Source organism: Haloarcula sp. CBA1129 (assembly GCF_008729015.1).
Taxonomy (GTDB): domain Archaea; phylum Halobacteriota; class Halobacteria; order Halobacteriales; family Haloarculaceae; genus Haloarcula.
This window is the reverse complement of record NZ_RKSM01000003.1, coordinates 466195-486479: the sequence shown is the minus strand read 5'-3', so window position 1 is coordinate 486479 and position 20285 is coordinate 466195. Positions and strand designations below refer to the sequence as shown.

At 55.8% G+C, this 20285-nt stretch carries 19 protein-coding genes and 1 pseudogene; 12 read left to right on the top strand and 8 right to left on the bottom strand.

Translation table 11 applies throughout. The features are described 5' to 3' along the window. Nucleotides 1-25: 25 nt before the first annotated feature. Both Har1129_RS19975 and Har1129_RS19970 read left to right on the top strand, forming a co-directional pair. Nucleotides 26-826 carry an IclR family transcriptional regulator gene (locus tag Har1129_RS19975; protein ID WP_151102556.1) on the top strand — a complete coding sequence of 267 codons (801 nt, stop codon included), beginning with the start codon at nucleotides 26-28 and terminating at the stop codon, nucleotides 824-826. A gap of 1435 nt (nucleotides 827-2261) precedes the next feature. Continuing rightward, nucleotides 2262-3299, top strand: a complete 1038-nt coding sequence (locus tag Har1129_RS19970; RefSeq protein WP_225307886.1) for an NAD(P)/FAD-dependent oxidoreductase — start codon at nucleotides 2262-2264, stop codon at nucleotides 3297-3299. A gap of 475 nt (nucleotides 3300-3774) precedes the next feature. On the opposite strand, the gene Har1129_RS19965 is transcribed toward Har1129_RS19970, so the two are convergent. The 4 genes from Har1129_RS19965 to Har1129_RS19950 form a co-directional block, all read right to left on the bottom strand. Beyond that, entirely contained in the window at nucleotides 3775-4158 is a 384-nt protein-coding gene (locus Har1129_RS19965) for a hypothetical protein (protein ID WP_151102554.1), read from the bottom strand. Further along, nucleotides 4155-5000, bottom strand: a complete 846-nt coding sequence (locus Har1129_RS19960; protein WP_151102553.1) for a ParA family protein — start codon at nucleotides 4998-5000, stop codon at nucleotides 4155-4157. The genes Har1129_RS19965 and Har1129_RS19960 overlap by 4 nt, the downstream gene beginning before the upstream one ends. 98 nt (nucleotides 5001-5098) lie before the next feature. Beyond that, on the bottom strand, nucleotides 5099-6334 hold the full coding sequence (locus tag Har1129_RS19955) for a tyrosine-type recombinase/integrase (RefSeq protein ID WP_151102552.1): 1236 nt from the start codon (nucleotides 6332-6334) through the stop codon (nucleotides 5099-5101). Between the two features lie 595 nt (nucleotides 6335-6929). Beyond that, nucleotides 6930-7139 carry a hypothetical protein gene (locus Har1129_RS19950; RefSeq protein ID WP_151102551.1) on the bottom strand — a complete coding sequence of 70 codons (210 nt, stop codon included), beginning with the start codon at nucleotides 7137-7139 and terminating at the stop codon, nucleotides 6930-6932. A gap of 80 nt (nucleotides 7140-7219) precedes the next feature. On the opposite strand from Har1129_RS19950, the gene Har1129_RS20795 reads away from it, so the two are divergent. Continuing rightward, nucleotides 7220-7387 carry a hypothetical protein gene (locus Har1129_RS20795; RefSeq protein ID WP_191906214.1) on the top strand — a complete coding sequence of 56 codons (168 nt, stop codon included), beginning with the start codon at nucleotides 7220-7222 and terminating at the stop codon, nucleotides 7385-7387. Nucleotides 7388-7624: 237 nt separating this feature from the next. Continuing rightward, nucleotides 7625-8869, top strand: a complete 1245-nt coding sequence (locus Har1129_RS19945) for an inorganic phosphate transporter (protein ID WP_151102550.1) — start codon at nucleotides 7625-7627, stop codon at nucleotides 8867-8869. A 434-nt stretch (nucleotides 8870-9303) separates the two neighbouring features. Here Har1129_RS19945 and Har1129_RS21045 read toward each other — a convergent pair whose 3' ends face one another. Both Har1129_RS21045 and Har1129_RS19935 read right to left on the bottom strand, forming a co-directional pair. Continuing rightward, nucleotides 9304-9480 carry a hypothetical protein gene (locus Har1129_RS21045; RefSeq protein ID WP_225307885.1) on the bottom strand — a complete coding sequence of 59 codons (177 nt, stop codon included), beginning with the start codon at nucleotides 9478-9480 and terminating at the stop codon, nucleotides 9304-9306. 386 nt (nucleotides 9481-9866) lie between these two features. Further along, a complete protein-coding gene (locus Har1129_RS19935; RefSeq protein WP_151102548.1) occupies nucleotides 9867-10508 on the bottom strand; it encodes a peroxiredoxin family protein in 642 nt (213 codons plus the stop codon). On the opposite strand from Har1129_RS19935, the gene Har1129_RS19930 reads away from it, so the two are divergent. From Har1129_RS19930 to Har1129_RS19885, 8 genes are all read left to right on the top strand, one after another. Next, complete coding sequence (locus Har1129_RS19930) at nucleotides 10487-10780, top strand: hypothetical protein (protein ID WP_225307884.1); 294 nt, start codon at nucleotides 10487-10489, stop codon at nucleotides 10778-10780. The genes Har1129_RS19935 and Har1129_RS19930 overlap by 22 nt on opposite strands. After that, nucleotides 10777-10995, top strand: coding sequence for a hypothetical protein (locus Har1129_RS19925; protein WP_151102546.1), 219 nt, complete (start codon nucleotides 10777-10779; stop codon nucleotides 10993-10995). The genes Har1129_RS19930 and Har1129_RS19925 overlap by 4 nt, the downstream gene beginning before the upstream one ends. Before the next feature lie 220 nt (nucleotides 10996-11215). After that, nucleotides 11216-11701 (top strand): hypothetical protein, encoded by a 486-nt coding sequence (locus Har1129_RS19920; RefSeq protein WP_151102545.1) that lies wholly within the window; start codon nucleotides 11216-11218, stop codon nucleotides 11699-11701. After that, complete coding sequence (locus Har1129_RS19915; protein ID WP_151102544.1) at nucleotides 11698-12990, top strand: hypothetical protein; 1293 nt, start codon at nucleotides 11698-11700, stop codon at nucleotides 12988-12990. The genes Har1129_RS19920 and Har1129_RS19915 overlap by 4 nt, the downstream gene beginning before the upstream one ends. A gap of 343 nt (nucleotides 12991-13333) precedes the next feature. Next, the gene (locus Har1129_RS19910) at nucleotides 13334-13735 is read left to right on the top strand and encodes a VOC family protein (RefSeq protein ID WP_151102543.1); all 402 of its coding nucleotides are present in this window, start codon (nucleotides 13334-13336) and stop codon (nucleotides 13733-13735) included. 44 nt (nucleotides 13736-13779) lie between these two features. Continuing rightward, nucleotides 13780-14721: a glutathione S-transferase family protein gene (locus Har1129_RS19905; protein WP_151102542.1), complete on the top strand. Its 942-nt coding sequence runs from the start codon at nucleotides 13780-13782 to the stop codon at nucleotides 14719-14721. Nucleotides 14722-15119: 398 nt separating this feature from the next. Then, on the top strand, nucleotides 15120-15512 hold the full coding sequence (locus tag Har1129_RS19900) for a helix-turn-helix domain-containing protein (protein ID WP_151102541.1): 393 nt from the start codon (nucleotides 15120-15122) through the stop codon (nucleotides 15510-15512). A gap of 1509 nt (nucleotides 15513-17021) precedes the next feature. Further along, the gene (locus Har1129_RS19885; RefSeq protein WP_151102539.1) at nucleotides 17022-17309 is read left to right on the top strand and encodes an amphi-Trp domain-containing protein; all 288 of its coding nucleotides are present in this window, start codon (nucleotides 17022-17024) and stop codon (nucleotides 17307-17309) included. Nucleotides 17310-17432: 123 nt separating this feature from the next. Here Har1129_RS19885 and Har1129_RS21040 read toward each other — a convergent pair. Beyond that, nucleotides 17433-17558 (bottom strand): annotated as a pseudogene (locus Har1129_RS21040) (IS6 family transposase); the annotation flags it as partial. An 86-nt stretch (nucleotides 17559-17644) separates the two neighbouring features. Then, a complete protein-coding gene (locus tag Har1129_RS19880; RefSeq protein ID WP_151102538.1) occupies nucleotides 17645-20278 on the bottom strand; it encodes a calcium-translocating P-type ATPase, PMCA-type in 2634 nt (877 codons plus the stop codon). Nucleotides 20279-20285: the final 7 nt, after the last annotated feature.

Below are 20285 nucleotides of genomic sequence, written 5' to 3'. Positions count from 1 at the left end.
AACCTTGATAAGCGAGAATCAGCATATGGCTGAACACGAACCGCCGACTTCTTCCCGACAGATCAAGTCGATTCAGACTGCTAGTGAAATCCTGCGCGAGATTCAGTCACAGTCCGAGGCGACACTTGCTGATCTCTGTGATAATGTAGATGTCGCGAAAAGTACGCTCCACACGTATTTACAGACACTTGTTGCTGAGGGCTTTATCGACAAATCAGACGGGGTATATCGGTTGGGGCTGCGGTTCATCCCACTCGGTGAAAGCGTGCGGAATCGAGTCGACCTTTATCAGATCGGAAAGGAAGAAGTAGAACGTCTAGCAGAGGAGACAAATGAGTGGGTCCATCTCACAGTCGCGTACCGGAACAGCGAGGTAACGTTGTGCGAGCATAACGGGGGAGAAACTGTCGCCATGGACTATCAACGTCGGACTAGGGAGTCCCCACAGTATCTCCACTGTACTGCAACAGGAAAAGCGCTGCTGGCACACTTCGATGAAGCCAGAGTCACTGAAATATTGGCTACTGAAGAGCTCGTTCAGCAGACAGAGAAAACGATTACTGACCCCAGCGAGCTTCGTGAAGCACTCGCAGAGATTCGAAGGAGGGGGTACGCGATAAACGATGAAGAGGAAATCCGGGGAATGCGGTCCGTGGGCGCTCCGATACATGGCGTGGACGGGACAGTCTGTGGTGCAATCAGTGTGACCGCACCGAGAATGCGACTGTCCGGTGAATATCTCTACAGTGACCTTCCAGAGTTAGTAATGGAAGCGGCAAACATCATCGAGATTAATTTGGAGTCTGCAACCGCCCGAGATGAATAGTTCACATATATCAAAGATAGCTATCTCTTCTGTGGTGCGTGATACAACTCTGGTTTAGCCTATTGACGGTACAGGCGGCCATCGATCTGGTGCTGTATTCAGATGTTCTCTCTGGACAGTTAGATCGTGACAGCCTTTCCAAATTTTTCTTAGATCGCCCTGTGCACACGCCGTCTCTTCTGTACCAATCTAAGCGGCTGAGTAGCTTGATTATCCTGTGTCGTCGGACGCTTGAATTCTCCCTGAAAGAGGTGGCCCAACGTCGGTTCGTGGTCCTGCAATCAACGGCCCCTCGCTGCTTGAGACCTGTGCACCCAGTTTCAGTTGGTGTCAACAGTCTTGGAATGTCTACTCTATCCTGAGTGACAGTCGTATTTGTTCATTCCGAACTAGAGCTTCGAGCTATCGTGAAAAGTACTGTTACCGCCAACAGTTTGCTCCGTACTCTCTGTCTGTTGTGCCTCGGTCACACATCAGCCAGTGCAGCAGATGGGGGTAACTGAGAGATTGTTCGGTATCGTCAAACTGTTATAGAGTGGTCGGAAGACAATCAGTCTCCTGCTGGGTAGCCTCTCTCTTTCCGTGTCTCCCAGACAACAGACTAGGCGGTATGATTCGATTGCGCGGTCGAGACTCTCATATGCGCTCGTTATCGTCCGTCAGTAGTTCCACGTCTACTCATCAGCGACTACAACTCTTCCCTCAACAACCGGTTTGTACGGCGATGGCGTGGCCGCGCCAGCGATAACCAAATCCGAGGGTTGCGACGGTGATGAGTGGTCGGGCATCCAGAGCGAGAGGCTACCGCGTTCCGATTATAATAACAGCAGTACAGTTGTTAGACAACCGCACATGCCAAGCCGAAATCAAAAATCGGAACTCTGTGCATGTTCAATTGGTTAACAGTCAGTCGAGTGTTGTAGATAGTCAAACCCCCATTATAAAACTATATTTCGGATATGATCCCATATAATGCGCTTCTGTTAGTACTATAGAGAGAATATAATGGCATACTCGAATTAGATGAATATAATTGGATATCTATATTAGATAGTCGTACTTCTATACGTAGGCATCCCATAGTCACGATTTAACTATTCAACTTGCACTCATTCTGCCGGATCAACGATACTGAACCTTCTATATGAGATTTTCAAAGTGGGAGAGGCTGACTGGACCTTTCGGCGCGGCACAAACTCTGAATGTTACGTGGTTTTGACTCGGCACACAGAGTATCCCATCTGTTATCTGCGACAGCCCTTATCGGCTGACATTAATTTGGAGTCGACGTACTCGAACAGCTGTTACACCAGTTTGTGAGGCCAGCGCCGGTTTTCAGCCGCATAATACTGCTTCTCCCAGCGTTCACGGAACGTCACCGTGTGCATGCGAGCAGATAAGTATATTTGAAATAGCTACCGTCAAAGGTGACAATATGAGGATTTCTATCGTCGGTGGGGGATTCGCTGGATTAGCAGCTGCACAACTGGCTGAAGAGGTCACTTCGGACGTACGACTCTATGATAAGGGTACATACAGTGGCGATCGGAGAGGCGCGTGGGGCGAAATGGTCTGGGACTATTCACAGTTGCCACTAGGTCGACACGTCCCGGGATACGTCAGAGAAGCTAATACTGGAATATTTGTCGGGTCTGACGGGAAGACCGTAATAAACGTCCCTGATGGTGTGATACTGAACAGAGGGGAGTTAGAAAAACACTGGGCAGGGACGCTCAAGCAAACAGAGATCGTAGAGGACGCAGAAGTCGACGAAGCGGAGTTTCGGAGGCTATCTACGGAAGCAGATCTGTTGATTGATGCTACCGGGCAGTTCCCGATCTCAAGCCGATTCACGTCCCTGTCGTATGACGTGGCATGTCCGACGCTGAGCGGGAGGATTGAGGCCGACTTCTCCCACTTGTATCCGGAACCAAGGGCACTCGCATACGAGAACTACTTCCTCTGGATTGTGCCACAGTCACCGGGGGAAGCGACTGTCGGACTCGGGTGTCGAGAAGACAAATCCCCTGCGCAACTATACGCGGATATGCAAGAGGTGCTTGCGGAAGTCGATATTGAGCCACCAGAACGCGAGGCTCTGTACAGTGGGACCGATGTCTCAAACGGCCTGCGAAGTATCTCGGACTGCTCGTACGAATTAAACGACTGCACGGTCCATATCGCGGGGGATGCCCTCGGGTTGGCGAACCGGCTGACAGGGTTCGGGATGGTACATGCGGCACAGTCCGGCCGGGCCGCTGTGAGATCCTTCGTGCAAGAGGAATCGTATAAGCGGCGGTTGTTGTGCCAAAACTTCTGGACGAAAGCTGTCACTGGTGTGGTCTCTCCTATCCATCACAGCATCGGGTTGGAAGGGATCGCTCGTCTATCGAAGGGGGAGATTGAGTATCAGGAGAGCTTCGAACCGCAGCAGCCTGCAGATATTCTAAGCGCTGTTCGAACCTTCGTATAGCGACTCCGGTCTATTTGTATATCTCTGACCAGAAGGGCTTGTCAGTTCTGTAATCGTGATATCGGGTTCAACATGTCGTTGGTTACTGTCGCTGGGATGGTGGCACGATGGTAAATTTTTGCCCGAAAGCTGCTGAGTAGTTGACCCGTCTTGGTGGTATCTGTCCGCAGTAGCTCGCTTCAGCAGTTATAAAGAGCGGTCAGCTTTTATATCCATATTTCACAACTACACGGTGTAGCCAGTACAGGTAGCTATACTTTATAGCTATACTGTATGGCGAATGAATATAGCTGAGTGTTATAGCTGTTGAAGGTGACCAAAAGATCCAGCAAATTAAGGTAGCCATTTGGTACAGCTAGCAACTCCAGATGTATTCGAGGGCCTACCGAATCAAAACTGGAAGTCTACCAAACAAACCATGGCTGAGTACAAAGAGAGATTCCAGCTGTACCCCTACCGTCAAGAGGCGAAAGGCTCAGCGGGAAGCGGTCGACTGTTCCCAGTCGTACCCCCACTCACGGAGCTTTTCGGCGACGAGGTCCGGATTATCCATAGCAACGACGAGGGCGGCTTCCAGTGCATCGGTCTTGTATACATCCTCACCGACTTGGTCTTCGAGATTACGGAGAAAAGTAGACTCCCGGTCCTCGACCTCGGGCCGAATGAAAATCGGCCGTTGCTTACGGTCTTGTTTGACTGAGTCACGACGAAATTTGTATGGGATGTCGGGCTGGGTCGTCGGTTCTACGTCCGTGGAGTCGGTTTCAACATCCATCACATCATCCTGCTGGTCATCCGGTTCTGGCTCTGGGTCTGTGTTCGTCTCTGCAAACGGATCGTCACCGGAACCGGATTTCATGCTGTTGCCTCCTGTTCGCGAGTCTGACGGAGATGCGCAGCCAATTCTTCGAACTGCTCCAAGGTTTCGAGTTCGTAGTCACGTTCCCGGCTCCGGTGTTCTTCGATATATTTGAACGCTGAGCACTGTTTTCGCCAACACCCTTCGAGCAAGGACGTTCGCTCACGGAAGACAACAGGGATATCATACGACTCTGCACGGAGCCGTTTGAGCATCTCTTCTTGATCGTTAGTTCCTTTGAATCGGTTCGGTACAGCAGCTAACACGCCAACATTGATATCCAGCGTGTCTTCAAGTCCGGTAACGAGATCCGCCAGACCTTCGACGGACTGTTGGCCCTTCCCGCTTGGTTCGAACGGGATGACGAGGTGCCGCGTCGCGTGCAACGCGTTGTACAGTTTCACGTCCGCGGTTGCCGGCGGGTCGATAATGACAGTGTCATACTCAGACGGAACGCCCGCGTCCTTTAGGACACGAAGGAGCTGAACATTCGGGTTCCAGTTCTCACCGAAGTCCGCTGCTTCCTCCTCACGACGCCGTAGATGTTTCGAAAGTACCTCCAGCGAGTTGTGTGCGGGAAGGACATCGACACCTTCGGAGGTTTCAATGAGGTCAGCGAACGGCCCCCGTGGCCGTTCGACGAGGTGTCGGACCAGACTGTCAGCCTCCGAGTCCGTTCGGTGGTCCGCGACATCGAACAGGAACGAGAGGCTCCCCTCCTGTGGGTCCATATCGATTGCCAGTACGTCGTGACCGGCGCGGGCATCGGCGACAGCGAGGTTCGCCGCCATCGTTGTCTTGCCGACACCGCCGGCCTCACTGTACACGGTGTAGGTCAGCATACCGTATCGGATTCACTACACAGATATAAAGATTAGTCAGACGGCATAGCTATATAGTATAGCTATATAAATATACTCGTACTTTCAGTGAACGTTAGCTACTCGTCAAAGAGTCCCGCGAGCGTCTCGCGCATCTCTGACCGTCGGTGAGACCGGGCCTCGGACTCGGAAAGGTAGTTATCCAAGACGACCTGTGCGGAAGCCGACCCCTGCTCGGCCGCGACGTCTTCGAACCGCTCGGCGACCCGTCTGACAGCTGCGCCGTACGTCGTATACCAGAATCGACGTCCCGTTTTCGGCGTCGGTCGAGCGCCGTCGACGGTGATATCGGCGGTTTCGGCCACCGATTTGAACCGCCGACGGACAGTTTCGGCAGTCAAATGGCCGGTAGCTGACGCCGATGAGGGCAGGAAATAGCCGTTCCAATCCGGGCTGGAGAGGGCGTCGATGCGTTCCCTGGCCGTCTCCAAGCCGGCCAGCAGAGCCACGGTCCCCGGACCGTTTTTCCGCTCGCCGTCACCGAATTCGATGTATGGATGGGAGTCATCGTCCGGATCGAGGTTGAGCTGTCGGACATGTAGCGATGCGACTTCACTCGGGCGAAGCCCCCAACCGCAGCATGCGACCACGATAAATCGGTCTCGTTGATCAGCTGTTGCCGCGTACAAGCGCTTGACAGCGCTTCTATCGAGTGCCTTGTTGTCCCAAGACGGGGTTCTATCCCATCCAAACCGGATTTCGAGGTCAGCTAGCGGATTGTACGTGGCGCTTCCGAACATCACCATGTGCTTGTAGAACTGCCGTGTGTCCTGAACGTATTTACGCCGTGACGCAAGCGTCGTCAGGGCATCGTCCAGTTGGTCCAGCGCATCAAACGTCGCCGCCACCCGGTCCATCTCCGCAACACGTTCGTCGGGATTCTTCAGCGGTGCGAGCAAATCTTTTGTATCGTGAATATTGGTATATATTTTCGCGTAGCGTCGTAGAATCGACCGCCGTGTGTCGATTGTCGCGTCAGCACGCCCACGTCGAGTCGAGAGTTCATCAAGATAGTCCTCAATGGCCCGCTGTGTGTTGTCAGAGAGGAAATCAAATGGTCCTGATGTAGTGTCGGCTTCTGGTACTCCGATCTCGTCGTAGAACTGCCCCGGAGACAGATCGAGTTGCCGTTGCAGGTGCTTGACGAATCCCGGGAACTCGCCATTTAGCCATGTGTACGTGGGGGTTTCAGTGGCCGGATCCAGACCGTCGTTTTCCATTGTCGGCACGACGCTCTCATGATAGAAGGACTCGCAGTCAGCTAAGCCCATAGTTGAGTAGCGAGTTTCAGTCATTGGAGTGCATGTGATGTGAACTGCAGTAACCGACGAACTGTCTTGGCTGGTTCGTCTGAATCACCGAGTTTTCGTATATAGCGTACTCGCATCGAACAACTAATAGTTTGTCTTGTCTTGTTTTCTCGTGCAGAAACCCACAACAAGACAGATAGTAGCGATTGTATTGCCACAGGTCATAAATCATATATCGCTATATCAAATTTGTCGGATAGGAGTTAAGGCAATAGTAGGTTTAGCGGAGCTGTATTGCGTGAATTTGGGTGAATTGTCGAGCGGAAACTGCTCTATATTACTCAGTCTCCCAGCAATAGCTGAGCTCAGATGGTGTCATAGAAGAGATTTCACATCGTTATCACGGTACTCCGTGATTGTCTCCACGTTCGTAGTGTAATAGCGATAACGAGGCGAAGGCACAAAGCGAGGAAGAGCTGCGCTCGTCGCCTGTCGACCCCTCACTTCCGGGACACCCCACTAACGGTGTACCCCCAACCGCCGCCACTTCCATCTCATCACAGTGGCTGTGGGCAGGATGGACTGATGCTACCGGCGAGCCTGAATTCAGGGTCTGTATTTCGACGAGACACTGTCCACCTCAATTGGCGCTCGTCTGTAACAGCTGTGCAACCCCTGTGAGTGACACTGAGACGCCAAGGAAGATCAGACCGAGGTACGCAATCGCTATCGATTCGAGATCTTGAATCGCCGAGTGGTACTTGTTAGTCGTATGCTGGAACAGTAACACCGTCCCTGTGATACTAATGAGAAGGCCTACCGCGTTTACCGACAGCCCGGCTTTTTTCATAGCACCATCTCGTTTACCGCGGTTCAAATTCGATCTTCCGGTTCGGGTCACCGGGAGGCTCGAACACGGAGGTCGGCAATGTGGTCGATCCCGAGACAGGCCAGTACAGCGGAATCATCACCGAATCCGACAGCATGCAACTGGTGGCAGTGGGGGCCGATATCGATTTTATTCATGTTGCTGTGTTTCTTAGCCACCAATTGTCACGATTGCCAGCACAGAAAATAGCCACGCCGCTGCCACTCTGATGAAAGAGCATTCGACCCAGTCACCAACGACGGCGACCTTGTAGGCATCCTCCCGACAGCGGATCTCACCCATTATCTACCTCGGCTCAGGAACACACTCCTCCGTGGACGAACCGACGTGACCGCTCAATGAGCATCCTTTCCTGATTGATGGACTCCGAGTCGCTCCAGTAGACGACGAGAAGCAACTCGAAGCTTATATTGGTGACAAATATGATCTTGGCTTAGAGACAACAAATGGAGTCACTGCTAACCGTCGCAGGTGTCGTTGTCGCTGTATTCGTCGGGTTCAACATTGGTGGCTCGTCGACGGGGGTAGCGTTCGGTCCGGCGGTTGGCTCACGCCTCGTGCGGAAGGCAACCGCAGCGATGCTATTCGTGGTGTTTGGCTTCCTCGGTGCTTGGACCGTGGGTCGAAACGTTATCGCAACGATGAGCAGTAGTATCGTACCCGCGACCCAGTTCACCCCGCTTGCGAGCGTCGCCGTCCTGTTTTTCACCGGGCTGTCGCTACTCATTTCGAACCTCTACGGCGTTCCGGCCTCGACCTCAATGACCGCCGTTGGCGCCATCGTCGGGCTAGGTCTCGCGACGGATACGCTCAATCAGGCGCTAATGTTCGTTATCGTCTCAGCGTGGATTGTCGCCCCGCTGATAAGCTTCACCATCGGAATCGTAGTTGGTCGCTATCTATACCCGTATCTCGACCGCTACGTCGCGTTTACGAAGTTCGACCTCCACTTCATCCAATTCGACCGCTCAGGAACGATTCCGCGTCCGCATCTAAACAACAATGCGTCGGCGCAGGATATTGTCGGATCACTCTCGGTGGTCGTCATTGCCTGTTACATGGCATTCTCGGCGGGGGCATCAAACGCCGCGAACGCTGTGGCCCCCCTCGTTGGAGAAGGCGGGTCACTGACCGTAGATCAAGGGGTGATGCTCGCGGTGGTGGCTTTCGGTCTTGGCAGTTTCACCATCGCCCGCCGCACCTTGGAGACGGTTGGAGACGATATCACGGAGCTACCGATTCTGGCGTCACTGATCGTCTCCATTGTCGGTGGCACAGTCATCACGATTCTCTCCTACTTCGGCATTCCCGCAAGTCTTGCGGTAAGTACGACATCGACGATCATTGGACTCGGGTGGGGTCGTGCGAGTCGGGCAGCGACACTTGCGGAGTTGGCGACGCCGACACCTGAGCCTCCGGATATGGATATCGCGACAGGGGCGTTGGTCACCTCGCGCGTCGAAGAGGCCCCGGCTAGTCCGACAATCGGTGATATAGCCCGCCACGAAGAACCGCCCGAGACGACGGAGGAGGTCCCGGATGTGCCAGACGTCGGCGCAGAGGAATCGGTTGACCTCGACGAGCGAAGTCTCTTCGACCCAGCGGCGGCCAAGCGTATCGTCATGATGTGGGTTTTGACGCCCTCGCTAGCGGTTGTCGCCTCCTACCCGGTATTTGTATACCTGTCGTAAGCTCCACACAAACGAGATGAGGTCAGTTCGGCACTCCCACGAAGTGCGTGGTGGAGACAGTCACGCTCGCCGGGTCCGGGACATGACGTTCTCGTGACCTCAAGGTGCTGAGAGAAAACGAATGGAACATCTCGAAGACGTGGCCACGGTGTGGGAATGATACGAAGGCGACCCGCGTCGCGTTGCGGATCAGGTTTTTCTCCGGACGGACACCGATTCTTGGAGGTCGTCTTCGATAGCAGAATTTGACGGACAGTCGCTCCGAGGGGAGGAGCGACCACCCGAGCACCGCCGTCATGTCCCGTCGAGCAGGGCTACCAGTACTCCGTCGTCGCACCACGTAGCTCAACAGCGGGGTTTTCACTGTTGGGAAACCGGGAGTCTACTGTCCACACAAAAATAAGATAGCCCAGTCACGACGGTTAGTGGTTGTCTCAATTCCGAAGTTCCGAAAGCAGTCCACCGATACCACCGAGAATGAATACCCCGGCGAGAAGAGCCCAGTCACCGTCGAGATACTGTAGCGTCCCGATTGCGACAAAACCGCCGTACATCAGTGGCTGGTAGAGTGGGTGGCTTCGAACGCCGGTTACTGTCGCCGCGAACAACATTGGGACGCAGATTATCCAGAGGACAACTGTATACGGAGTTGTCGGCCCATAATACACGAACTCGAAGTAAGTGGCTGCGCCGATAAGCGCCATCATAAATAGGAACGCTCCCGGACGGATTCGGTCTCGAAGATTGTTGAGGGCGGCCATCCAGATATGATTGATCGCCACCAGTGAATAATTATTCTGTACTAGCTACAGCGACTTGTGCAACAAGTCGTGACTCAGTATTTCAAGTGGCCTTTGAGAGATGGCCACTCAGTATGTCTGTGGCCGGTAGATTTAGTCGGATGCAATTGAAACCGACGACAGTCCACAGTACAGATCCCCAGACGAATCACATACTGTTCCAAGGCTCTTGATGCGGTAAAGATAGAGTCGAGACCTCAACCGCGGACTGTTCGAATTGCTTCGACGAGGGGTCCCACTGAAATCTCTTCTGGATCTTCGGCGTCAATTGTGACTACCAGTTGGACGGTCTGGTCCGGGTCGATGAGGAACGCAGACCGTTGGTGAATGCGCGGGGACTCTTCGTAATCGTCCAGCAGGACACCATATGCCTCTCCAACTTCGCGGCTAGTGTCCGCCAGCAGCGGATAATTTATATTGTGGTTCTGGGCGAACTGTCGGTGGGCATATGGGCCGTCGCCGGAAATGCCGAGGACGGTCAGATTGTCCTCAAATTGAAGGAACTCAGCGTCTCGTAGCGAGCACATTCCAGACGTACAGACCGGGTTGAAATCGAATGCGTAGAAAGTGAGCAAGACCCATTCACCCGCAGTTGTATAGTCGCTCAGCTGATGGGTTCCGAACTCACCCTCGTAGAAGCCACGAAGCGAAAAGTCCGGAGCCGCTTCTCCTTCCGTGATCATTTGTAACACAGTGGCACCCCAGACACATATGACCAGCGGTAGCACCAGTTTGTCACTCTCCGTCGCGCTCAGAGACGCCGCTGTTGGGAGTACCCGCGCGGGCGTGGCAACGTAGACGACTATCTGTACGAGCATTGGCTCGGTCAGTGCTTTCATGTACTGACCGACTCGCCTGCGAATGCTTGGGCCAGCGCCCGCTGTTTCTCGGTGTCAGTGGCGAAGATGCAGCGCAGTACTGGGACAGCGACGAATTCGCTGTCGCTGTTGTTTCAGCTGACGGGGACGCCGAGAAAGTTGAGCTGACAGCCACGCCGTTTGCGACACTCTTGGAGTGGTGTGAATACACGCGCTCAGAACGTGGCTGGGATATCGGGCCACATGTCGGCGGCTCGCTCGTCGGCGACCTCGTTCGGAGTGTCAAGCCATGAGCGGGGCGTCTGTTGCCGACGCGAAGGGCTTCGTCTACGAACCAGCCCGAGGCCCAAAGCGGAGGATCGAGTTCGAACCACGAAGCGATGCCAGCTTAGAGTCCATCGAAGCTGTCTGGACCGGGTGTCGATGGTGGGCCACTGGGCGAGAGGTCGTGACGACGATGCGACGGATTCGAACGCTGGTCCGAATCTGGCAGAACAAGACACATTAGATGTCGCAGAAGCGCAGATTTACGGAACGACGCTTGATCATGCCCTTTCTTGTGACTCCGCGAGCACGACTAATGCGCGATGGTCCACACACCCTCTCGACGGGCCCTCCTTACCACGCTGGGTGCCGGTGTCGTATCTACGTTCGCTGGCTGCAGTACCCCCGAAACGACCAGTACACCGCCCGACAACGGTACGCTTGTCACCGACTATACCGTCACCATGACACGCTCTCCGGGCGAACAGCCACCTGTCGTCGCGCCCACCAAGGACAGCGACGGCACTGGCCACAATGAGAACACATCGCCGACTCCCAAGCCGCTGTCTCTCCACACCGTTTCGAGCGAGGATGCGGCCGAAGCGCTCGAATTTGGCGTCAATGCGCGGAACGTCGCAGCCGTTCGTCGACTCGTTGCAGAGACGGCATACTCGAACGAATCCGTGCTCGTCTACCAGACACGCGTGGGCGAGTGCCACCGGCTGAAACTGAATTACATTACCCGGGACGCTGACGAGGACCCAAATCTCCAGTTCTGTCGGATGATCCGTGATGCGCACATCTCCTGTGAGCGCGGCGCTCGCGACCACGTCGCCGCCTTCGTTCGCCTGCCGTTTCCCGCCGATGAGTATGACGGAGTCTCCGTCGGTTCGGGCGGGGGCTGCGATCCGGTCCCCGACCGCTACCGGAACGGGAGTGAATCGTCATGACCCGCCGCACTCGCCGCTCGCTGCTTGCCGCGGCTGGCACCGCACTCACGGGAACGCTTGCGGGCTGTGGCAGCTTATCCCCGTTGTCCGGGGACTCCGCTCCCGACTACGATGGGTCAGAGCTCGCGGCCCTCCCTGATGACTTGCCGCGGGTGTCCACCGCACTCCCCGTCCAGCCGACGCCAGCGCACCTCACGGCTGTCCGTCAGCACGTCCGCTCACTCCTTGCGGACACAGACGTCTCCCGGGTTCCGAACGAGGTCGTCCGTCACAGACTCGCTCGCGAGCGTGAGGCCGCCCGCGGTGCCCTCTCACAGGCCGCCGACCGGGAGATAGATCGGACCGACTCGGTCGTGAGTCTCACACACCCGCGCTCGGAGGCGATGTTCGTCCACGCCGGACTCGCCGCCTTCGACGGTGACCTCACCGAGTCGGATGTCGCCGCACGGCGCGACCGCCACTATCGAAACGCCAAAACCTTCCTCGCGGAGTCCCGATACGCGGGCCCACCGACCGATCCAGTGGGCACACTCGTCGAACACGCCCGGATCGAAGACTGGGGTCAGACCGGTGTCAGGATTATTAAGCGTGATAGCGTCCACGAGTTCGAAAATGCCACCCTCCACATCGCCGAACTCGCGAAGGATGTCGAGTGGGGGCGGGCGTACGCCACGGATGCTCGCCGTCTCAGCGAGCACTACGTATCAACATTGGAGGAAACACACGACTACGAGGACCGGTTCTCACGGGTCGCAACAACCCTCCTCGCAGACGTCGAACCGTACGTCGACGCCCCGGACAAAGACGCACTGACAAGTGAAATCGACCGCGATATCGAGAACACGGCAGCCGAAGAGCTAGTTCAAGAACTCGCTCGGATTCGGTGGAGCGGCGCGGAGAACGCTGTTAAGCATCATGACAGCGGTCGTGTCGCTCTCACTGTCGGCTCTACGATGCGGGCACTTACCGCAGACCATGCACTCGCTGCCACGACTGATGCTATCGCGGACAGCGCCTACGGTGTCCCTGAATCAGTCGCTCGGATCGACACGGAGCGCACCGCCGCGATAGAGGGGCTCCGAGGCCTCCTCAACGAGTCACCAACACTGCTGGCGCGTCGCCTCGCCACCTACGTCCGCAGTACAATCCAAAGCGCTGACAGCCAGATCCGTCAGGGCTCCGTCTCCTCGCCCGGACACCATCTCTACGCGCAATACGCCATCGCGAACCGCTTCGCGGCCGCTGCACCGTCCGTTATTCGTCGTGTCGGTGATGCACTCAGGGAATGAATTGACGGTGCCAGCGGCTGCCACCACTCCCGGCTTCTTGTCTTGACGCGGACTGTGACACAGAGACGGGAAGCGGTGAGCGTTTCACCGTCCCGATGGTGTAGATCGCCTTCGCGAGCCACGCACTGAGTCGCTGACCTGTGCGGAGGGGCACCGGCGAGTCGTCTAGCCCCGCTGGCCTGCGGTTCCGAGGCCCGCTACTGGCGGAAGCTGTTCGCGACGTTTCGGTCAAGCTGTCCAGTTGGTGTCTCGTCGTTCGTGGGGTGGTTAGCCGAGTGTGACCTGATCAGAACGGGATTGCCTGAACTATATGCGACGGACAGTTCTATCTCAATCCAGAACGATGAACGCACGACGCATCGACCACGTTCACCTCCGAATTCCGGAGGACGAGATCGAGCACGCAATCGAATTCTATCAAGGCCTCCTCGGGTTCCCGCTCGAAGGATTCGACGACTACGAACGGGGTGAGACGCCGATTTTCCACTTCCGGCTGTCACCAGACACGATTATCCACGTCAGACCGACCGACGAGTTCGTCCACCCCGAGCGGGAGAACTTCGACCATCTCGCAATCATCCTGAACGAGGACATCAAAGACGTCAAGCAGGAACTCGAGGACGCAGGAGTCATTATCGAGCGAGAAGGGACGCCCGACGGGGCGACCGGTGAAGCCCCAGCGATTTACGTTCGAGATCCGTTCGGCTACCTCATCGAACTCAAAGAACCCGTCGCGACAGCCTAATCGCCGCACGCACACGACCAGCAACAGAACACAGTTCAGCACACATGGGACGCCTCATCGACGGCCACTGGAAGACGACCGACGAATTGACCGAAGACGACCAGAATCGAAGTGAAGATGAGTTCCGAGACCGCATCTCACCGACCACTCACTACCCGCCAACATCGGGACGTTATCACCTGTACATCGCCCGTGCCTGTCCATGGGCACACGGGGTTGTTCTCGTCCGGAAACTACTCGGGCTCGAGGATGTCATCTCGATAGACATTGTCGACCCCTATCGTGGGGCCGGAGGCTGGCAGTTCACTCCTGACAAACCCGGCTGTACGCCGGAGTCCATCCACGGATCTGACTTCCTCCACGAGGTGTACACGGCAGCCGACCCTGAGTATACTGGCGGCGTCACTACGCCAGTTCTCTGGGACCGTGAGGAAGATACAATCGTCAACAACGAGTCCATCGAACTCATGGAGATGCTCGCGACGGCGTTCGCTGACCACAGCGACGAGTACGACCTCTATCCGGCGGACAAGCGTGACCGCATCGATGCAGTCGTCGAGGAGCTGTACGAACCAATCCTCCAAGGCGCTTACACCGCCGGGTTTGCAGACACCAAAGACACCTACGAGGGAGCGGTCGAGACCATGTTCGACGCCCTCGACCACTGGGAGGAAGTACTCGGCGACCAGCGGTTTCTCGTCGGGGAGTCGCTCACCATCGCCGACCTCCGACTGTTCCCCGCCCTAGTTCGGTTCGACCCCGTCTACTACACGCACTTTAAGTGTAACATCCGACGACTCGTCGACTATCCCAACCTGTGGGGATACACCCGCGACATATACCAACACGACAGGGTCGCAGAGACGGTTAATCTCGACCACATCAAGGAACACTACTATCAGAGTCACACGGACATCAACCCGGCCGGGTTCATCCCAGTCGGCCCAAATATCGATTTCACGGCCCCACACAGTCGGACAGAGTGATGAGCACCCCATTCAGGAGCAGTTTCGTTGAGCGCAGTACCGTCTTGAGCGTGTCATAGAGCGAGACTCAGACAGTTACGAACAGCCGACACACGCCAGTCTACTATTGCGGGCTCCAGACAGCAGACTGATGCATTGATTCCGAAAAGCTCGATATGCGGTCGCTCTCTTGATGATACCACTCACTGGCATCAGCTTCGCTACACAGATGGTGAACACTCCACGCAATATGTTGTAACGACATCTGGCATTCTAGCAGGAATGTGTGTACTGACCGTGGGTATCGCGTATGGGGACCGATCAGTAAACGGGTGGCGCTCGTGATCCGTGGCTGATTCTATGACACGCCGCGTCTCTGCAAGACGAATTCTTACATATTGGTGTACCCTATTTCCAGTATGGTTCCAGAACCCGACGACGACATTGACGAGAATCTACGAGAGGTTCGAGAACTCACACCGGAAGCGTGTTCGGGCGTTCAATCGCTGGATCAGTTCGGCACCAAGTGGCGACTTCGGATTCTGTATACCCTGTTCGATGGCGACCACCGGTTTAATGAGCTGAAACGAGCCTCCGGGGCGAGTTCGTACACACTATCGCGAGTTCTCGAATCACTCGAGGCGGACGCGATTGTCGACCGACGTGTCAAGGACGGACCACCCATCGAGACCCACTACAGTCTGACTGAGAAGGGTGCGGCACTCGAGCCAGTGTTCGACGCAATCGACGAGTGGAATGCAGAGTGGGTGGGCGAGAGAGGCGAAGACACCACAGAAACGCCGGAGGTGTAAGCCACTCCTCGGGGGGATGGGCGGCGACTGTGAGTTTCCCGTGACCACCACGCTTACTGACGACTGTCACTGTCTCGGCGCGTTCCTGCTCAGACACCCCTCGTGTCTGGGCGACTGCAACGATGTCGTTCACACCGCTCGGAGTTCCATCGGCCGCACCGAGTGCCAGCACAATGAGTGTCTTCGTCTGTGCAGACCGGTCGTCCAATTGAATCGAGTTCCGGAGAGCCGTCGACGGTTATCGCTGCACGGGCATCGAATCGGTTCCAATACACCACCTCGTCCGTTTTGTCGTTTTGGACAGCAGCTCAATACGATATGATGTAGTCTCGCGATTGCGGACCGTACTCCCGGGTAGACGAACTCCTGTCGGTTCTGAGGTGAACGGGATTGCGGAGCTACACCAAACAACACCACCAAGGAGAGAAACACTCACCAGTCGGAGAAGGAAGCGGCATCTGGGGATATTACCTAGGACACACAGATAGTTTGACAAACGTCTTCTGCTACGGAGTCACCCTGTTCGCACACACTGAGCAGCTAACTCGGCGAGCAGTGTCTGAAAGAGATGAGACAATCTTGCGGAACTCACCCTCTAAGTCTGGCACACCGTTCGTGATAGGAACTGAATAGAGCGACGGCCGGGACGATACGTTGCCTCTCTGGCCTGACCTGCCCGAACCACTCTACAGCGCTACCCGACAAAGAGTGCTGTAACCGATTTGATGGCTAGCCACGGGTGTTGGAGCCTCAATCGCCTCAAAGCCGTCCGGAACGCCTGTCAGTGGCGAGTGGCCGGTGGAGGTCGTGACGACGGCAGACCGGACAGTCAACCAATCTCAATCCATCGCTCAGAGAACACCGGAACAACCGTTCACTGTCTCTGCAAATTGAACACGACCTGCTACGATGACCCGAGAATAACTTCGGGAACAAATATCGTGAGGGTGAGTAGACCGGTCAGCAAGAGAATCGCGGTGGCGCGCAGTACGCCTGCTATCTGTCGGCGCTCCGTTGGGAGGACCTCGGCAAGGCCAGACAGAGCGAATCCAACCGCCATAACAAGCGAACTGATGTCGGAAACACCGCGTAGAATGTCGTAATAAATATAGATACTTAACATAGCGAGTGAGCTAGCAAACATTACCAACGCATGGACTCTTCCGGAGGGTTCACTAAACACAGCGTCTTTGATTTTGGAGAGCACGGAACAGGCTATTCTCCAGACACAGTAAATAGGTGCCGCAAACTCAAGTTGCCCGGCGGTGACCGATCCACGGTGAAGACATGCACTGATCGAGTCGCTCGCGGATTACCCACCCAGCGCTCCCGTTTCTCGATGCCACTGACAAAAACGGATCATCGAGACACCGACGAGTCGATTCTCGGCGGCCGAGACGCCTTCGCCGTGACGACCACAAGATCACGGTCCTGAGTAGTTAGACGGCGAGCGTGTCACAGCCATACGGTAGGCGGATTTATTGGGACAGCCTGTGTATCGTCTCTCGTATGCCTGAAGAAGTCCTGTTCAAGTCCGAAAGTGACCAGAGTCGAGAAGAGATCGCATCGTACCTCCGGAAGGTCGCGGACAATCTCGACAGCGGAAGCGCTATCAACCTGAAAGCAGGCTCCGAGTCTGTAACTCTGAGCCCCCCTGCCCGACCGACCTTCGAAGTCAAAGCCGAACGTGAAGGCCCGGCAGGCAATATGACTGAATTAAGTGTCGAGTTCGAACTTGAATGGGACGAGAATGATGGCGAGGAGGGCGGCGGAAGTGGTCAGTTAGAAATCGAGTAAGCACTCCGCAGACACTGAGAAGGAGGGTCAGCGCAGCGGCTCTGGAACGAGTGCAGCCGCTGTGCTGTCTGGCTCCGCAAAGTCTTGTCCTGTTCCGGTCAGAGCAGGGTACTGTCGTGTTTCGTTTGGAGCATTGTGCCAGCGAGCGAAACTCTGAAACCAATTGTCAGCTGTGCTCGGTTCGGCGTGGCTGAAGCAGTTCGTAAACGAAGAGGGTCGCCTCGCTATTGCTCGAAGAATCCGGTCAACAAGAAGTGAAAATTGCGGACTGAATGAGTAGTATGAAACGGCAGAGCGTGTCATAGAACGGCTCGTTCGAATAATCGTATGATATGCTACTGCAAGCTATCGGAAGGTGACAGCCGCTTCACACCGCTGGCGACAGCGAGATACAGTGGCAAGGCAACCAAGAGGACCGCTCCAATCAGTCCCCAGTCAGTCGGTCCGAGTGGAATCGTCCCAAAGTAGTCGTTGAGGGGGGTATACAGGACGGAAAGTTGCATGAGTATTGACCCGCCCACAGCGAGCGCCAGCCATTGATTTGACAGTGTTGGAGTCTCCCGGAGCCAGCGGATGATATAGAGTTTCTCGAATTCGAGACACACGAATCCAGTGAATACCATCGTCATCGCGTAGGGAGTGACCACCGGTGCACCGTCAAGCGTGAATACTAGTAGTCCAAGCATAATCACTGTCGAGATCAGTCCTGTTCCCCCAATGAGCCCCAACATATCATGATCGACGATACCGAGATCCGGATCTCTGGGCGAGCGCTGCATCACGTCACCACTCTTGGGATCGGCCCCGAGCGCAAGTGCTGGCAGACCATCAGTCAGGAGATTAATCCACAACAACTGGACTGCTGGAAGGACGAGGTAGCCAAAGAGCGAGGCAATAAAGACGAGGGCAACTTCGGCCACGTTGGCGCTCAGCAGGTAGCCGACGAACTTCCAGACGTTGTCGAAGATCGCCCGCCCGCGCTCGATTGCTTGCTCGATTGTCGCGTAGTTATCATCCAATAAGATAACATCGCTGGCCTGTTTGGCAACGTCAGTTCCGCGCACGCCCATCGCGACGCCAATATCGGCGTTTTTTAACGCCGGTGCGTCGTTGACTCCGTCGCCTGTCATTGCGACAGTGTGGCCGTTCGCTTGCAGCGCCTGAAGGATCCGGACCTTGTGTTCTGGTGACGTACGTGCGAACACATCGACTGCCTCAACGCGGCCGCCAAGTGCATCATTGGAGAGTTGCTCAACATCGCGACCCTCCATGACGGTCTGACCGATGCCGAGTTCGCCAGCGATAGCGGCCGCTGTCCGAACGTTGTCACCAGTCACCATCTTTACATCAATACCAGCACGGTTGGTCGCCGCAATCGCGTCGGCGACTTCGTCTCGGGCAGGATCGATCATACCGACTAGGCCCGCGAGGATCATGTCGTCATTGACATCGTCGGCGTCACCAGTTACGTCGTCACGTTCTACTACAGTCGTATCCTCTGTGTACGCCACTGCGAGAACTCTGAGCGCGTCGTCAGCGAACGTCCCGACCTGTTCTCTTATCTGCTCGGCCCTGTCGGGTGTCAGATTCGCGGGTCCGTCGTCGGTGAGGACACGAGAACACTTCGAGAGGATGACTTCAGGTGCGCCTTTTATGTAGACCGTATCCTCGTGGACGGTCCCCATCCATTTCCGCTCCGACGAGAACGGGATCTCGCCCGTTCTCGGGTGCTCGTTGCGAAGGCGTTCAACGTCGATTCCGGACTCGTCGGCCGCCATAACGATGGCCCGTTCTGTCGGGTCACCTGCTTCAAGGGTGGCATCGCTACACAATGTCCCTGCACGGAGGACTGCGGTAACGCGATCCAACGGGGATTCGTCATCTGTCTCGTCAAGGTCGACAACAGAATCGGTGACCCAAATCCGGCTGACCGACATTTGCCCCTCGGTCAGCGTCCCGGTCTTGTCTGTACAGATAACATCGACAGATCCTAAGGCTTCGACAGCAGGCAAGCGCCTCACGAGAGCGTTCTCGTCGGCCATTTTCCGGACACCAAGTGCCAGCGTTAGTGTCACAACCGCTGGGAGTCCTTCGGGAACCGCGGCCACAGCGAGCGAAATAGCGGTGAGTGCTGCCTGAACCAGTTCGGTGCCTCGGAAAAGTAAGAACGGAATCACGAGTACAGCGAGGACCACCACACCGATGCCGAGTGTCCGGCCTAGCGTATCGAGTTCTTCCTGCAGCGGTGTGTCAGTCTCCTCAGTTCCCGCGAGCTCGCGGGCGATAGCTCCGACTTCAGTGTCCATTCCGGTTGCCGTGAGGACGGCGATGCCCGAGCCGCGTGTGATATTTGTCCCCTTGTATACCATTGATTCCCGCTCTGCAAGCGGCGCGTCAGCGTCGACCGGTTCGCTTCCCTTCGATACCGGTGCACTTTCGCCAGTAAGTGCCGCCTCGTCGACTTCCAGAGACTGCTCTTCGATCAGTCGGCCATCAGCTGGGACGACATCGCCGCTCTCCAGTTCGATAACATCCCCCGGAACGAGTTCGGTTGCATCAACCTCAACAGCAGTTCCGTTGCGTCGGACAGTCGCTGTTGGCGCGGTCAATTCACGTAAAGACTCAAGCGTTTCCTCTGCGCGATAGTCCTGTACGAAGCCAAAGAGGCCGTTAGCGACCACAATGACGGTAATCAGTACCGCGTCGATAGTGTGCCCGGCCCACACGGAAAGTGCCGCCGCCGCAATGAGTACCCAGATAAGCGCGCTGTCGAACTGAGCGAGAAATATCTTGAGTGGGGTCCGTTTACTCCCCTGCGTGATCTCGTTCTCGCCGTGTTTTGCACGTCGATTTTCGGCTTCCGATGCCGAAACCCCAGCAGGATCGCTGTCAAGTGCTGCAAAGACATCGGCAGTCGATTGTGTGTGGGCTGATTTGGACATAGAGCAGTGGTCTACTGCTTTCTTCATATTAGTT